Origin of the sequence: Streptococcus mitis, assembly GCF_946190285.1 — a bacterium.
GTDB lineage: Bacteria > Bacillota > Bacilli > Lactobacillales > Streptococcaceae > Streptococcus > Streptococcus mitis_CP.
In genome coordinates this window covers 176070-192352 of sequence record NZ_CAMHZX010000002.1, presented here as the reverse complement: position 1 = coordinate 192352, position 16283 = coordinate 176070, and the positions used below count along the sequence as shown (strand labels likewise).

The window sequence follows — 16283 nt, the reverse complement described above, 5'->3', positions numbered from 1 at the left end:
TTACTGTTTAGATTGGATATCTGTAAAAATATCATTGTACTTTTTAAGAATGGCGGATTTGTTTTTAATGACATAATCAGAATCTTCAGTGGCAATATTGATTTCTGTCATAGCCTTCATATTTTTATTGGTTCTAGCATTTTTACGAATAGGTCTGATTGTTGTTTCAGTTCCTAACTTATCTTGGATTTCTTGAGAAAGGAGAAAATCGATAAACTTCTTGGCGTTTTCCATGTGTTTGGCATTTTTAACGATAGCCGCATTACCAGGTAAAAAGACGGTTCCTTCTTTTGGATAAATGACTTTTACATCAACTCCGTCATTTAAAAGTTTTAAGGCAGGATCTTCATAGGTGAGCCCTACAGCCATTTCTCCATCTGCGACGGCTTTGTAAACATTTGAAGAACTAGATGCAATCTTTCCATCTACTAGGGTAAATAGATTTTTCACATAGTTCCAAGATTGTTCATTTTCGTATCCACCTTGATCGACAAGCATGTTTGTCAATTGAGCAAAGGCGCTAGAAGCATTACTTGGATCAGCAGTTACGATTTTTCCTTTTAATTTAGGATTGAGTAGATCATTGTAGCCTTCAATTTTAATATCTTTTGTAAGAGCTGAATTGGCAATGATGACACTGACATCAAGTGTATAAGGCGTGTAGAATCCGGTTTTATTTTGATATTCAGGGATTATCTGGTCGTTCTCTTGAGAAATATAAGGTTCAAAAAGATTTTCGTTAGAAGAGAAGAGGGCGTAGGAGCCTCCGAAAATGACATCGGCTACAGGGGATTCTTTTTCAGCCTCAGCTTTTTTGAACAATTCACCAGTACTGGCTTGTACTAAGTCAACCTTAACACCATATTTTTCTTCGAAGGCTGGGATTGTTTCTTCGATAAGGTCTTCAGGGTTAGGTGAGTAGACAACCAAAGTGTTATCTGAACCTTTTTCAGTGTTAGTCTCCGCTTCTATAGCTGAAGAACATCCTGATAAAGTAAGAAATATCCATCCACAAGAGAGAAAGAATAGTAGTTTTTTCATAAGAATCTCCTTTTTTACGAACGTTTTCTCTACCTAGATTGTTAATGTTTTTAAATTGTAGAGTTCTACAGGATATAATAAAAACCTTAAAGAAATCTAAAACGAGAAATATGAGTTAAAGACGCTAGGGGAAGAAAATACAAGAAACAAATAATTGATAGAAGTTAGCTCCAAATGGGGGCTAATTTTTTATACTGCTACATAAGCTGGATTTGCGATTCAGTCTTTCTTGTCATACAAGCCTAAAAGAACATTTCTCGTCTTTAAAATTCCCTCAAAAATGGTATAATAGTAACATCACAAAATTGGAGAGAGACCATGAGTTTTTACAATCATAAAGAAATTGAGCCTAAGTGGCAGGGCTACTGGGCAGAACATCATACATTTAAGACTGGAACAGATGCATCAAAACCGAAGTTTTATGCTCTCGATATGTTCCCTTATCCGTCTGGAGCGGGTCTACACGTAGGGCACCCAGAAGGTTACACCGCAACCGATATCCTCAGCCGTTACAAACGTGCGCAAGGCTACAATGTCCTTCACCCAATGGGTTGGGATGCTTTTGGTTTGCCTGCAGAGCAATACGCTATGGATACAGGTAATGACCCAGCGGAATTTACGGCGGAAAACATTGCCAACTTCAAACGCCAAATCAATGCGCTTGGCTTCTCTTACGACTGGGATCGTGAAGTCAATACAACAGATCCAAACTACTACAAGTGGACTCAATGGATTTTCACCAAGCTTTACGAAAAAGGCTTGGCCTATGAAGCTGAAGTGCCAGTAAACTGGGTTGAGGAATTGGGAACTGCCATTGCCAATGAAGAAGTGCTTCCTGACGGAACTTCTGAACGTGGAGGCTATCCAGTTGTTCGTAAACCAATGCGTCAATGGATGCTCAAAATCACGGCTTACGCAGAGCGCTTGCTCAATGACTTAGATGAACTAGATTGGCCAGAGTCTATCAAGGACATGCAGCGCAACTGGATTGGTAAATCAACTGGTGCTAATGTAACCTTCAAGGTTAAGGGAACTGATAAGGAATTCACTGTCTTTACTACTCGTCCTGATACTCTTTTCGGTGCGACTTTCACTGTTTTGGCTCCTGAGCATGAATTGGTTGACGCTATCACAAGTTCAGAGCAAGCAGAGGCAGTAGCAGACTACAAACACCAAGCTAGCCTCAAGTCTGACTTGGCTCGTACAGACCTTGCTAAAGAAAAAACAGGGGTTTGGACTGGTGCTTATGCAGTCAACCCTGTCAATGGTAAGGAAATTCCAATCTGGATTGCGGACTATGTTCTTGCTAGCTATGGTACAGGTGCGGTAATGGCTGTTCCTGCCCACGACCAACGTGACTGGGAATTTGCCAAACAATTTGGCCTTCCAATCGTAGAAGTCCTTGAAGGTGGAAATGTTGAAGAAGCTGCATACACAGAGGATGGCCTTCACGTTAATTCAGACTTCCTAGATGGACTCAACAAAGAAGAAGCGATTGCTAAGATTGTGGCTTGGTTGGAAGAAAAAGGCTATGGACAAGAGAAGGTTACCTACCGTCTCCGCGACTGGCTCTTTAGCCGTCAACGTTACTGGGGTGAGCCGATTCCAATCATTCATTGGGAAGACGGAACTTCAACAGCTGTCCCTGAAAGTGAATTGCCACTTGTCTTGCCTGTAACCAAGGATATACGTCCTTCAGGTACTGGTGAAAGTCCACTAGCTAACTTGACAGACTGGCTTGAAGTGACTCGTGAAGATGGTGTTAAAGGTCGTCGTGAAACCAACACTATGCCACAATGGGCAGGTTCAAGCTGGTACTACCTCCGCTATATTGACCCACACAATACTGAGAAATTGGCTGATGAGGACCTCCTCAAACAATGGTTGCCAGTAGATATCTACGTTGGTGGTGCGGAACATGCTGTACTTCACTTGCTTTATGCTCGTTTCTGGCACAAATTCCTCTACGACCTTGGTGTTGTTCCAACTAAGGAACCATTCCAAAAACTATTTAACCAAGGAATGATTTTGGGAACAAGCTACCGTGACCACCGTGGCGCTCTTGTGGCAACCGATAAGGTTGAAAAACGTGACGGTTCTTTCTTCCATGTAGAAACAGGGGAAGAGTTGGAGCAAGCACCAGCCAAGATGTCTAAATCGCTCAGGAACGTTGTCAACCCAGACGACGTGGTGGAGCAATACGGTGCCGATACCCTTCGTGTTTATGAAATGTTCATGGGACCACTTGATGCTTCAATCGCTTGGTCAGAAGAAGGTCTGGAAGGAAGTCGTAAGTTCCTTGACCGTGTTTACCGTTTGATTACAAGTAAAGAAATCCTTGAGGAAAACAATGGCGCTCTCGACAAAGTTTACAACGAAACCGTTAAAGCTGTCACAGAACAAATTGAGTCCCTCAAATTCAACACAGCTATTGCCCAACTTATGGTCTTTGTCAATGCAGCTAACAAGGAAGACAAGCTTTATGCAGACTACGCCAAAGGCTTTATCCAATTGATTGCACCATTTGCGCCTCACTTGGCAGAAGAGCTCTGGCAAACAGTTGCAGCAACAGGTGAGTCAATCTCTTATGTGGCTTGGCCAACTTGGGACGAAAGTAAATTGGTTGAAGACGAAATCGAAATCGTCGTTCAAATCAAAGGTAAAGTCCGTGCCAAACTCATGGTAGCTAAAGACCTATCACGCGAAGAATTACAAGAGATTGCTCTAGCTGATGAAAAAGTCAAAGCAGAAATTGACGGTAAGGAAATCGTGAAAGTGATTAGTGTACCGAATAAATTAGTTAATATCGTTGTGAAATAAGATAGGAATCCTTCAGAGTAGAATCTGGAGGATTTTTTGAATCTTCTTATGAAAGTATGATATACTATGGGCAACTATAAAGTTTGAAAAGTGAAATAAGGAGAATAAGATGCCAGTAAATGAATATGGTCAAATGATTGGTGAGTCAATGGAAGGTTATACACCAGGTGAATTGCCCTCTATTGATTTCTTAGAAGGGCGTTATGCTCGAATAGAGGCTCTTTCAGTGGAAAAGCATGCGGAGGATTTGCTAGCTGTTTATGGTCCGGATACTCCTCGGGAGATGTGGACCTACCTCTTTCAGGAACCAGTGGCAGATATGGAGGAGCTGGTTACCTTTTTAAATCAGATGTTAGCTCGTAAGGACCGTTTTTACTATGCAATCATAGACAAGGCAACTGGTAAGGCTTTGGGAACTTTTTCTCTCATGCGTATTGACCAGAATAACCGAGTAATAGAAGTGGGAGCTGTCACTTTTTCTCCAAAACTCAGGGGGACACGGATAGGGACAGAAGCCCAGTATCTCTTGGCTTGCTATGTCTTTGAGGAGCTTAATTATCGTCGCTATGAGTGGAAATGCGATGCTCTTAACATGCCATCAAGACGAGCTGCGGAGCGTTTGGGATTTGTCTACGAAGGAACCTTCCGTCAGGCAGTGGTTTATAAGGGACGGACGAGGAATACGGATTGGCTGTCTATGATTGATAAGGACTGGCCCAAAGTCAAATCTCGTTTGGAAACATGGTTGCGTCCTGAAAACTTTGATAAAAATGGACGACAGTACAAGAGCTTGAGAGAGCTTTAATAGGTGTTGAGATGATTACTATTAAAAAGCAAGAAATTGTCAAGCTAGAGGATGTTTTGCATCTCTATCAGGCTGTCGGTTGGACAAATTATACCCATCAACCAGAGATGCTGGAGCAGGCCTTATCTCATTCATTAGTGATTTATGTGGCGCTTGATGGCGATGCTGTGGTGGGCTTGATTCGTTTGGTTGGAGATGGATTCTCATCAATACTGGTTCAGGATTTAATCGTTTTACCTATCTATCAGCGTCAAGGGATAGGCAGTGCTTTGATGAAAGAGGCTTTAGAGGATTACAAAGATGCCTATCAAGTCCAGCTGGTGACAGAACAGACAGAAAGAACCTTGGAATTCTATCGTTCTATGGGCTTTGAAATCTTATCCACCTATAATTGTATAGGTATGACTTGGGTGAATCGTAAAAAATAACAAAACTTGTTTTTTCTTAAGCAAAGTTTAAGGCTGGTCTAGTATTATATAGTCATTAAATAAAGACCTCCTAACTTTATTTAATGAAATCCTAAAACTTTTTTCATCATAATCTCCTAATGAAGTCACCCAATCAGGTGGCTTTTTTGTAGGGTGAGGTGATGCTGATAGAAATTTTTTTAAAAATGGTAGAATTTGAGAAAAGTTAAGCTAGTTTTAAGTTTCGTCTTGTATCATATAGTTATTAAATAAAGACCTCCTAACTTTATTTAATAAAATCCTAAACTTTTCTTTTTCATAATAATCTCCCTTAACTCCACCCAATCAGGTGGAGTTTTTTGGCTCTATTTCAGGCTTTTGGGGACTATTCTAAAAATCATTTTTCGATATTTTTCTGATTTTGGTCGGGGAATTGGCGGGAATCTTTTTAGCGAATATGACTAAGAAATAGGTCTGTTGCTATTTAAGTGAATTCAACCTTAATTTGATTGTAGGTGACTGTTAATTGAAGGAATGGAACTATTGTAATGACGATTTTACTTGTCCAGTAGTGGCGTATTAAATGAGGAGTGACATGTAAGCTTGTCTCTTCGTTTACGAAATCAAAATTTTTATGAAATTGATAGAATCCCTAACTTTCTCTTAATCTTGACCGTTTTGTTGTACAGTGGTTAAAGCTTGAAAAGTCGAGAATATAAACATTTGACAAAATTTGTGAACTGTAGGATAATGGAGAGGAATTAAGGATTAGTTCTATATCATAGGCTAGAAAAGACTCCAAGCTCACGACCAAATAAGCTTGGGGTCTTTTTTGACACTATTTGTCCTCGTTTAGCCATTTATCGACTAATCGAAGAACGACACCGACCACAATTGGTTCGATGATAGTTTTGAGTACTAATTCCATCATGGGCTATCTCACCTCCTTTCGTAGGTGGTGTAGTAGTGCCGTAGAATATTATTCCACATAAGTGTTAAACTCGGGAGGCACCAATCCAGTGGCTTTTTTGTTTGTGGCTTTGTTTTTTGATATAATAGAGCCATGAGTAGAATTTTAGATAATGAGATAATGGGGGATGAGGAGTTAGTAGAACGCACGCTCCGTCCTCAGTACTTACGTGAATATATTGGGCAGGACAAGGTCAAGGACCAGCTCCAAATCTTTATCGAGGCTGCCAAAATGCGGGATGAAGCGCTGGATCATGTGCTCTTATTCGGGCCTCCAGGCTTGGGAAAAACGACCATGGCTTTTGTTATTGCCAACGAACTAGGTGTCAATATCAAGCAGACTTCGGGTCCAGTCATTGAAAAAGCCGGAGATCTGGTAGCGATTTTGAATGACTTAGAGCCTGGGGATGTCCTTTTTATTGATGAGATTCATCGCTTGCCCATGTCTGTGGAAGAGGTGCTTTATAGTGCCATGGAGGACTTCTACATTGATATCATGATTGGTGCTGGTGAAGGCAGTCGCAGCGTTCATTTGGAGTTGCCACCTTTTACCTTGATTGGTGCGACGACTCGGGCTGGTATGCTGTCAAATCCTCTACGGGCACGTTTTGGGATTACGGGACATATGGAGTATTATGCTCATGCTGACTTGACAGAAATTGTCGAGCGGACGGCAGATATTTTTGAGATGGAAATCACCCATGAGGCAGCATCTGAGTTGGCCCTACGTAGTCGTGGGACCCCTCGTATTGCCAATCGTCTCCTCAAGCGTGTGCGTGATTTTGCCCAGATAATGGGGAATGGGGTTATCGATGATCTTATTACCGATAAGGCTTTGACTATGCTGGATGTTGACCATGAAGGTTTGGACTATGTGGACCAGAAAATCCTTCGCACCATGATTGAGATGTACGGTGGTGGTCCCGTCGGTTTAGGAACTCTTTCTGTTAACATAGCAGAAGAACGTGAGACAGTTGAAGATATGTATGAGCCTTACTTAATCCAAAAAGGCTTTATCATGCGGACGCGATCTGGACGGGTAGCGACTGCTAAGGCATATGATCACTTAGGTTATGAATACAATGAAAAATAAGCAAGAAATTCTAGAGGATTTTAGAAAAAATCCAGATATGATGGCTATTCTGACTATCATCCGAAACCTGGAGTTGAAAGATTCCTGGTTGGCAGCAGGTTCTGTCAGAAATTTCATCTGGAATCTCTTGTCAGACAAATCCTCTTTTGACTGTGAAACAGATGTAGATGTGATTTTCTTTGATCCAGATATTTCTTATGAGGAAACCTTGTCCCTAGAGAAAAAACTGAGAGAGGACTTTCCTCAGTACCAGTGGGAATTGAAAAATCAAGTCTATATGTACCAGCACAGCCCTCATACTGCTCCCTATACCAGTTCCCGTGATGCTATGAGTAAGTATCCAGAACAATGTACGGCTGTTGGACTACGCTTGAATGAAGAATCCGATTTTGAACTCTATGCACCTTATGGTTTGGAGGATATTTTGAATTTTCAAGTTCGTCCCACTCCTCATTTCTTAGAAAATGAAGACCGAATGGCTCTCTATCAAACACGATTATCCAAGAAAAATTGGCAGGAAAAATGGAAAAATTTGATTTTTAAAAATACTTAAGGAAACTTTAAGCTAGGAAGTGTATACTAAGTCCATAAGTTAAGAAGACCTTAACTTAAACTCCTAAAACTTTTTCATAATAATCTCCCTATAAAAAATAAAGTCGCCCAATCAGGCGGCTTATTTTTTTGGAAATGGGCTTTGTGCCTGAGAATAATACTCAATGAAAATCAAAGAGCAAACTAGGAAGCTAGCCGCAGGCTGTACTTGAGTACGGCAAGGTGAAGCTGACGTGGTTTGAATTTGATTTTCGAAGAGTATAAATAGCTTAGTGATAGAAGAAAATAGGGAAATATGGTATAATGAAACGATAGATTTTTGAATAGGAATAAGATCATGTTTGGATTTTTTAAGAAAGATAAGGCTGTGGAAGTAGAGGTTCCGACACAGGTTCCTGCTCATATCGGCATCATCATGGATGGCAATGGGCGTTGGGCTAAAAAACGTATGCAACCGCGAGTCTTCGGACACAAGGCGGGCATGGAAGCATTGCAAACTGTGACCAAGGCAGCCAACAAACTAGGCGTCAAGGTGATTACAGTTTATGCTTTTTCTACAGAAAACTGGACCCGTCCAGATCAGGAAGTCAAGTTTATCATGAACTTGCCAGTAGAGTTTTATGATAATTATGTCCCGGAATTGCATGCGAATAATGTTAAGATTCAAATGATTGGGGAGACAGACCGCCTGCCTAAGCAAACTTTTGAAGCTCTGACCAAGGCTGAGGAATTGACTAAGAACAACACAGGTTTGATTCTTAATTTTGCCCTCAACTATGGTGGACGTGCTGAGATTACACAGGCTCTTAAGTTGATTTCCCAGGATGTGTTAGATGCCAAAATCAACCCAGGTGACATCACAGAGGAATTGATTGGCAACTATCTCTTCACCCAGCATTTGCCTAAGGAGTTACGAGACCCAGACTTGATTATCCGTACTAGTGGAGAATTGCGTTTGAGCAATTTCCTTCCATGGCAGGGAGCCTACAGTGAGCTCTATTTTACGGATACCTTGTGGCCTGATTTTGACGAGGCGGCCTTGCAGGAAGCCATTCTTGCCTACAATCGTCGTCATCGCCGATTTGGAGGAGTTTAGGAGGAAATATGACACAGGATTTACAGAAAAGAACCTTGTTTGCAGGGATTGCCCTGGCTATTTTCCTACCAATTTTAATGATTGGTGGCCTCTTGCTTCAGATAGCAATTGGAATCATAGCCATGCTAGCCATGCATGAACTTTTGAAGATGAGAGGTCTAGAGACCATGACTATGGAGGGCCTCTTAACCCTCTTTGCAACCTTTGCTTTGACCATTCCCTTGGAGAATTATCTGACTTTTTTACCAGTTGATGGGAATGTGGTTGCCTATAGTGTTTTGATTTCAATCATGTTAGGAACGACTGTTTTTAGCAAGTCTTATACGATTGAGGACGCTGTTTTTCCTCTTGCTATGAGTTTCTATGTAGGCTTTGGATTTAATGCTTTACTAGATGCTCGCGTTGCAGGTTTAGATAAGGCTCTCTTGGCCTTGTGTATTGTCTGGGCGACAGACAGTGGTGCCTATCTTGTTGGGATGAACTATGGTAAACGAAAATTAGCTCCGACAGTTTCTCCAAATAAAACCTTTGAGGGTGCCTTGGGTGGTATTTTAGGTGCTATTTTAGTAACCATCATCTTTATGATGTTTGACAGTACAGTTGCTCTTCCGTATGGAATTTACAAGATGTCCGTCTTTGCTATTTTCTTTAGCATTGCTGGACAATTTGGTGATTTACTAGAAAGTTCGATCAAGCGTCACTTTGGTGTCAAGGATTCTGGGAAATTTATCCCTGGACATGGTGGTGTTTTGGATCGTTTCGATAGTATGTTGCTTGTATTTCCAATCATGCACTTGTTTGGACTCTTTTAATCAAAAGATGGAGGAAATACTATGCTCGGAATTTTAACCTTTATTCTGGTTTTCGGGATTATTGTAGTGGTGCACGAGTTCGGACACTTCTACTTTGCAAAGAAATCAGGAATTCTAGTGCGTGAATTTGCCATTGGCATGGGACCCAAGATCTTTGCTCATATTGGCAAGGATGGGACGGCCTATACCATTCGAATCTTGCCTCTGGGTGGCTATGTTCGCATGGCCGGTTGGGGTGATGATACAACTGAAATCAAGACAGGAACTCCTGTCAGTTTGACGCTTACTGATGATGGTAAGGTTAAACGCATCAATCTTTCAGGTAAAAAATTAGATCAAACAGCTCTCCCTATGCAGGTGACACAGTTTGATTTTGAAGACAAGCTCTTTATCAAAGGATTGGTTCTGGAAGAAGAAAAAACATTTGCAGTGGATCACGATGCAACGGTTGTGGAAGCAGATGGTACTGAGGTTCGGATTGCACCTTTAGATGTTCAATATCAAAATGCGACTATCTGGGGGAAACTGATTACCAACTTTGCAGGTCCTATGAACAACTTTATCTTAGGTGTCGTTGTTTTCTGGATTTTAATCTTCATGCAGGGTGGTGTCAGAGATGTCGATACCAACCAGTTCCATGTCATGCCTCAAGGGGCCTTGGCTAAAGTGGGAGTGCCAGAAACGGCACAAATTACCAAGATTGGCTCACATGAGATTAACAACTGGGAAAGCTTGATTCAGGCTGTGGAAACAGAAACCAAAGATAAGACGGCCCCGACTTTGGATGTGACTATTTCTGAAAAGGGGAGTGACAAACAAGTCACTGTTACACCCGAAGAAAGTCAAGGCCGTTACCTTCTAGGTGTTCAACCGGGGATTAAGTCAGATTTTCTATCCATGTTTGTAGGTGGTTTTACAACTGCTACTGACTCGGCCCTCCGAATTCTCTCAGAACTGAAAAATTTGATTTTCCAACCGGATTTGAACAAGCTGGGTGGACCTGTTGCTATCTTTAAGGCAAGTAGTGATGCCGCTAAAAATGGAATTGAGAATGTCTTGTACTTCTTGGCAGTGATTTCCATCAATATTGGGATTTTTAATCTTATTCCGATTCCAGCTCTGGATGGTGGTAAGATTGTGCTCAATATCCTAGAAGCTATCCGCCGCAAACCATTGAAACAAGAAATTGAAACCTATGTCACCTTGGCCGGAGTGGTCATCATGGTTGTCTTGATGATTGCTGTGACCTGGAATGACATCATGCGACTCTTTTTTAGATAATCGAGGAATATTATGAAACAAAGTAAAATGCCTATCCCAACGCTTCGCGAAATGCCAAGCGATGCTCAAGTTATCAGCCACGCTCTCATGTTGCGAGCTGGTTATGTTCGCCAAGTCTCAGCAGGTGTTTATTCTTACCTACCACTTGCCAACCGTGTGATTGAAAAAGCTAAAAATATCATGCGCCAAGAATTCGATAAGATTGGTGCCGTTGAGATGTTGGCTCCTGCCCTCCTCAGTGCCGAATTGTGGCGCGAATCAGGTCGTTACGAAACTTATGGTGAAGACCTTTACAAACTAAAAAACCGTGAAAAATCAGACTTCATTCTAGGTCCAACTCACGAAGAAACCTTTACAGCTATTGTCCGTGATTCTGTTAAGTCTTACAAGCAATTGCCACTCAATCTCTATCAAATTCAACCTAAGTATCGTGATGAGAAACGCCCACGTAATGGACTTCTACGTACGCGTGAGTTTATTATGAAAGACGGTTATAGCTTCCACTCTAATTATGATAGCTTAGATGTAACTTATGATGAATACAAGGCTGCCTATGAGCGTATTTTCACTCGTAGTGGTTTAGACTTCAAGGCTATCATCGGTGACGGTGGAGCCATGGGTGGTAAGGACAGCCAAGAATTTATGGCCATTACACCTGCTCGTACAGACCTTGACCGCTGGGTTGTCTTGGACAAGTCAGTTGCCTCATTTGATGAAATTCCTACAGAAGTGCAAGAAGAGATTAAGGCAGAATTGCTTAAGTGGATGGTTTCTGGTGAAGATACCATTGCTTACTCAAGTGAATCTAGCTATGCGGCCAACTTGGAAATGGCAACAAACGAGTACAAACCAAGCAACCGTGTTGTCGCTGAAGAAGAAGTAACTCGTGTTGCAACGCCAGATGTTAAGTCAATCGATGAAGTTGCAGCCTTCCTTAACGTTCCAGAAGAACAAACAATTAAAACTCTCTTCTACATGGCAGATGGTGAGCTTGTTGCGGCCCTTCTAGTTGGAAATGACCAACTCAACGAAGTCAAGTTGAAAAACCACTTGGGAGCAGATTTCTTTGACGTTGCTAGTGAAGAAGAAGTGGCAAATCTTGTTCAAGCAGGATTTGGTTCACTTGGACCAGTTGGTTTGCCAGAGAATGTTAAAATTATTGCAGATCGTAAGGTGCAAGATGTTCGCAATGCAGTTGTCGGTGCTAACGAAGATGGCTATCACTTGACTGGTGTGAACCCAGGTCGTGACTTTACTGCAGAATATGTGGATATCCGTGAAGTTCGTGAGGGTGAAATTTCACCAGACGGACAAGGTGTCCTTAACTTTGCGCGTGGTATCGAAATTGGGCACATCTTTAAACTTGGGACTCGCTACTCAGCAAGCATGGGAGCAGATGTCTTGGATGAAAATGGCCGTGCTGTACCAATCATCATGGGTTCATATGGTATCGGTGTCAGTCGTCTCCTTTCAGCAGTGATGGAGCAACACGCTCGCCTCTTTGTTAACAAAACACCAAAAGGTGAATACCGTTACGCTTGGGGAATCAACTTCCCTAAAGAATTGGCACCATTTGATGTGCATTTGATTACTGTCAATGTCAAGGATGAAGAAGCCCAAGCCTTGACAGAAAAACTTGAAGCAAGCTTGATGGGAGCTGGTTACGAAGTCTTGACAGACGACCGTAATGAACGTGTCGGAGTCAAATTCAGCGATAGTGACTTGATTGGATTGCCAATCCGTATCACTGTTGGGAAGAAAGCAGCCGATGGCATCGTAGAAGTGAAGATTAAAGCGACTGGTGACACCATCGAAGTTCACGCAGATAACTTGCTTGAAACGCTTGAAATTCTCAGCAAGAAATAAAAACTATAATCAGAAGAAAAACAAGGAAAAAATGTAACTAGTTTTTACCTTGTTTTTTCTATATAATGGGAAAAATGAGTAGATAAAGAGGTAAATGTATGCTAAGATTTCCAAAGGATTTTGTCTGGGGATCCTCTACTTCTGGACCGCAGACAGAAGGACGTATAGCTGGTGACGGTAAGGGAGATAATCTCTGGGATTATTGGTACCAAGTGGAGCCAAATCGTTACTATAATGGGATTGGTCCAGATAAAACATCAACCTTTTATGAAAACTGGGAAAAGGATATTGAGCTACTGTTAGAAACTGGTCACACAGCCTTTCGGACTTCTATTCAGTGGTCACGGATTTTTCCACAAGGGCGTGGGGAAGTCAATCCTCAAGGTGTAGACTTTTACCGTAAGGTTTTTGAGGCTATTAAGGCCAAAGGGATTCGTCTTTTAGTCAATCTTTATCATTTTGATTTGCCTTTTGCCCTTCAAGAGGATGGTGATGGTTGGGAAAATAAGGCGACTGTCTCAGCCTATGAAGACTATGCTCGTTTTTGTTTTGAGACTTATGGAGATTTAGTGGATCAATGGATTACCTTTAACGAGCCCATCGTTCCAGTAGAATTTGGATATTTTTACGATGCCCATTATCCACATAAGGTGGATGCAGAGGCAGCCGTTAAAGTAGCTTATCATACACAATTGGCCAGCAGTTGGGCGGTTAAGGCCTGTCATGAACTCTTGCCTGATGCTAAGATTGGGATTGTCTTAAACTTGACACCGGCTTATCCACGTAGCCAGCATCCTGCTGATGTCAAGGCAGCTCGCATTGCGGACCTCTTTCAGGCCCAATCTTTCTTAGATCCATCTGTTTTGGGGACTTATCCACAGGAGTTAGTAGAAATCTTGCATGAACACGGTCTCTTGCCTGATGCTACAGAGGAGGAGTTGGATCTCATTCGTGACAATACGGTGGACTTCCTTGGTGTCAACTACTATCAACCTTTGCGTGTTATGGCGCCTCGATTTGCGAAGCATCCAGAGAGTCCACTCTTACCAGAACATTTTTACGAGCCTTATGTGATGCCTGGACGTAAAATCAATCCTCATCGTGGCTGGGAGATTTATGAGCAAGGGATTTATGACATTGCCCAAAATATCAAGGAAAATTATGGTAATATCGAGTGGATGTTGACTGAGAATGGTATGGGTGTTGAAGGGGAAGAAAAATTCCGTCAAGATGGAATGATTCAAGATGATTATCGTATTGACTTTGTAAAAGGTCATCTTCGTGAACTGCACCGTGCCATTGAAGATGGAGCCAATTGTAAGGGCTACTTGATTTGGACCTTTATCGATTGCTGGTCATGGCTCAATAGCTATAAAAATCGCTATGGTTTGGTCGAATTAGACTTGGAAACGCAAGAACGTCGTCTGAAGAAATCAGGGCACTGGTTCAAGGAATTAAGCGATAATAATGGATTTTAAAAAGGACTCTGACTGATTATCCTAATTGGTCAGAGTTTTTTGCTTACAGGAGATGGATTTGAACTATACCAATTTTTACTCTTGACAAGTGAAAGAAACAAGTATATACTGTTTTTGCTGATTCTATAAAAGAGGAATTAGACTATACCAATTTAAGGAGAAAGCACAGCTTGCCTGTGTAGTATATACTATGTGTGGAATTGTTGGTGTTGTTGGAAACACAAATGCAACTGATATTTTGATTCAAGGACTTGAAAAGCTCGAATACCGTGGCTATGATTCTGCGGGAATTTTTGTCCTAGGTAGTGCTGAAAATCACCTAGTCAAAGCTGTAGGTCGTATTGCAGAATTGTCTGCCAAGACAGCTGGTGTTGAGGGAACAACTGGGATCGGACATACTCGTTGGGCTACTCATGGGAAACCAACGGAAGATAACGCTCACCCCCACCGCTCTGAGACTGGACGTTTTGTCTTGGTGCACAATGGAGTAATTGAAAACTACCTTGAAATCAAGGAAGAATACCTTGCAGGTCACCACTTCAAGGGGCAAACAGATACAGAAATCGCTGTTCACTTGATTGGAAAATTTGCGGAAGAAGAAGGTCTCTCTGTTCTTGAAGCCTTCAAAAAAGCCCTTCATATCATCCGTGGTTCTTATGCCTTTGCCTTGGTTGACTCACAAGATCCTGAAGTCATCTACGTAGCTAAAAATAAATCACCACTTTTGATTGGTCTTGGAGAAGGCTATAACATGGTCTGCTCAGATGCTATGGCTATGATTCGTGAGACCAACCAATACATGGAAATTCATGACCAAGAGTTGGTAATCGTCAAGGCTGATAGTGTGGAAGTTCAAGACTATGATGGCAACAGTCGTGAACGTGCTAGCTATACTGCGGAACTTGACTTGTCTGATATCGGTAAGGGAACTTATCCTTACTACATGCTTAAGGAAATCGATGAGCAACCAACGGTTATGCGTAAACTCATCCAAGCCTACACAGATGAGGCTGGTCAAGTTGTCGTAGACCCAGCTATCATCCAGGCTGTTCAAGACGCAGACCGTATCTACATCCTTGCAGCTGGGACATCTTACCACGCAGGATTTGCTTCTAAGAAAATGTTGGAAGAATTGACAGATACACCAGTTGAACTTGGAATCTCATCTGAGTGGGGCTACGGTATGCCACTTCTCAGCAAGAAACCACTCTTCATCTTTATCAGCCAATCTGGTGAAACAGCGGATAGTCGTCAGGTTTTGGTTAAGGCTAATGAAATGGGAATCCCAAGCTTGACAGTGACAAATGTCCCAGGTTCAACTCTTTCACGTGAAGCGAACCATACCATGCTTCTTCATGCAGGTCCTGAAATTGCCGTGGCATCAACTAAGGCTTATACAGCGCAAATCGCAGCCCTTGCCTTCCTTGCAAAAGCAGTCGGAGAAGCGAACGGCAATGCTAAAGCGCAAGCCTTTGATTTAGTTCATGAGTTGTCAATCGTAGCTCAGTCTATCGAATCAACTCTTTCAGAGAAAGAAACCATTGAATCTAAAGTAAGAGAGCTACTTGAAACAACTCGCAATGCCTTTTACATCGGACGTGGTCAAGATTACTATGTAGCCATGGAAGCAAGTCTCAAACTTAAAGAGATTTCTTACATTCAATGTGAAGGCTTTGCGGCAGGAGAACTCAAGCACGGAACCATTGCCTTGATTGAGGATGGAACACCTGTTTTGGCCCTCTTGTCAGATCCGGTACTTGCCAACCACACTCGTGGAAATATCCAAGAGGTTGCAGCCCGTGGTGCCAAGGTGCTTACAATCGCAGAAGAAAATGTTGCTAAAGAGACAGATGATATCGTCCTTACGACCGTACACCCTTACCTCTCACCAATCTCAATGGTCGTGCCAACGCAATTGGTCGCTTACTTTGCAACACTTCACCGTGGTCTTGATGTGGATAAACCACGTAACCTTGCTAAGTCAGTAACGGTAGAATAAGCTAAAAAAGTCTAGTTATCTAGGCTTTTTCTTGTTAGCAAATTGGTTGCCTGTACTCAAGATT

Annotated in this window: 13 protein-coding genes; 11 read left to right on the top strand and 2 right to left on the bottom strand. The window is 42.0% G+C overall.

Features of this window, described 5'->3' with window-relative positions; genetic code table 11:
* Window positions 1–1041 carry an ABC transporter substrate-binding protein gene (locus N8L39_RS04455; RefSeq protein ID WP_261010178.1) on the bottom strand — a complete coding sequence of 347 codons (1041 nt, stop codon included), beginning with the start codon at window positions 1039–1041 and terminating at the stop codon, window positions 1–3.
* Between the two features lie 318 nt (window positions 1042–1359).
* On the opposite strand from N8L39_RS04455, the gene leuS reads away from it, so the two are divergent.
* From leuS to N8L39_RS04440, 3 genes are all read left to right on the top strand, one after another.
* Window positions 1360–3861 (top strand): leucine--tRNA ligase, encoded by a 2502-nt coding sequence (gene leuS / locus N8L39_RS04450; RefSeq protein ID WP_261010179.1) that lies wholly within the window; start codon window positions 1360–1362, stop codon window positions 3859–3861.
* A gap of 109 nt (window positions 3862–3970) precedes the next feature.
* A complete protein-coding gene (locus N8L39_RS04445) occupies window positions 3971–4666 on the top strand; it encodes a GNAT family N-acetyltransferase (protein ID WP_261010180.1) in 696 nt (231 codons plus the stop codon).
* 11 nt (window positions 4667–4677) lie between these two features.
* Complete coding sequence (locus N8L39_RS04440; RefSeq protein ID WP_061589611.1) at window positions 4678–5094, top strand: GNAT family N-acetyltransferase; 417 nt, start codon at window positions 4678–4680, stop codon at window positions 5092–5094.
* Between the two features lie 817 nt (window positions 5095–5911).
* Here the strand turns inward: N8L39_RS04440 and N8L39_RS04435 are convergent.
* Window positions 5912–6004, bottom strand: coding sequence for a type I toxin-antitoxin system Fst family toxin (locus tag N8L39_RS04435; protein WP_070482418.1), 93 nt, complete (start codon window positions 6002–6004; stop codon window positions 5912–5914).
* A 132-nt stretch (window positions 6005–6136) separates the two neighbouring features.
* On the opposite strand from N8L39_RS04435, the gene ruvB reads away from it, so the two are divergent.
* The 8 genes from ruvB (at window position 6137) to glmS (ending at window position 16219) form a co-directional block, all read left to right on the top strand.
* Entirely contained in the window at window positions 6137–7135 is a 999-nt protein-coding gene (ruvB, locus tag N8L39_RS04430; protein ID WP_081109233.1) for a Holliday junction branch migration DNA helicase RuvB, read from the top strand.
* Window positions 7116–7688 (top strand): nucleotidyltransferase family protein, encoded by a 573-nt coding sequence (locus N8L39_RS04425; RefSeq protein ID WP_261010181.1) that lies wholly within the window; start codon window positions 7116–7118, stop codon window positions 7686–7688. The genes ruvB and N8L39_RS04425 overlap by 20 nt, the downstream gene beginning before the upstream one ends.
* A 336-nt stretch (window positions 7689–8024) precedes the next feature.
* Window positions 8025–8783, top strand: a complete 759-nt coding sequence (locus tag N8L39_RS04420; protein WP_000466722.1) for an isoprenyl transferase — start codon at window positions 8025–8027, stop codon at window positions 8781–8783.
* Window positions 8784–8791: 8 nt separating this feature from the next.
* Window positions 8792–9595: a phosphatidate cytidylyltransferase gene (locus N8L39_RS04415; protein ID WP_049540615.1), complete on the top strand. Its 804-nt coding sequence runs from the start codon at window positions 8792–8794 to the stop codon at window positions 9593–9595.
* Window positions 9596–9616: 21 nt separating this feature from the next.
* On the top strand, window positions 9617–10876 hold the full coding sequence (gene rseP, locus N8L39_RS04410; RefSeq protein WP_261010182.1) for an RIP metalloprotease RseP: 1260 nt from the start codon (window positions 9617–9619) through the stop codon (window positions 10874–10876).
* A 12-nt stretch (window positions 10877–10888) separates the two neighbouring features.
* Entirely contained in the window at window positions 10889–12742 is a 1854-nt protein-coding gene (locus N8L39_RS04405; protein WP_261010183.1) for a proline--tRNA ligase, read from the top strand.
* A 98-nt stretch (window positions 12743–12840) separates the two neighbouring features.
* Complete coding sequence (gene bglA / locus N8L39_RS04400; protein WP_261010184.1) at window positions 12841–14220, top strand: 6-phospho-beta-glucosidase; 1380 nt, start codon at window positions 12841–12843, stop codon at window positions 14218–14220.
* A gap of 190 nt (window positions 14221–14410) precedes the next feature.
* Window positions 14411–16219 (top strand): glutamine--fructose-6-phosphate transaminase (isomerizing), encoded by a 1809-nt coding sequence (gene glmS, locus N8L39_RS04395; protein ID WP_261010185.1) that lies wholly within the window; start codon window positions 14411–14413, stop codon window positions 16217–16219.
* Window positions 16220–16283 lie beyond the last annotated feature (64 nt).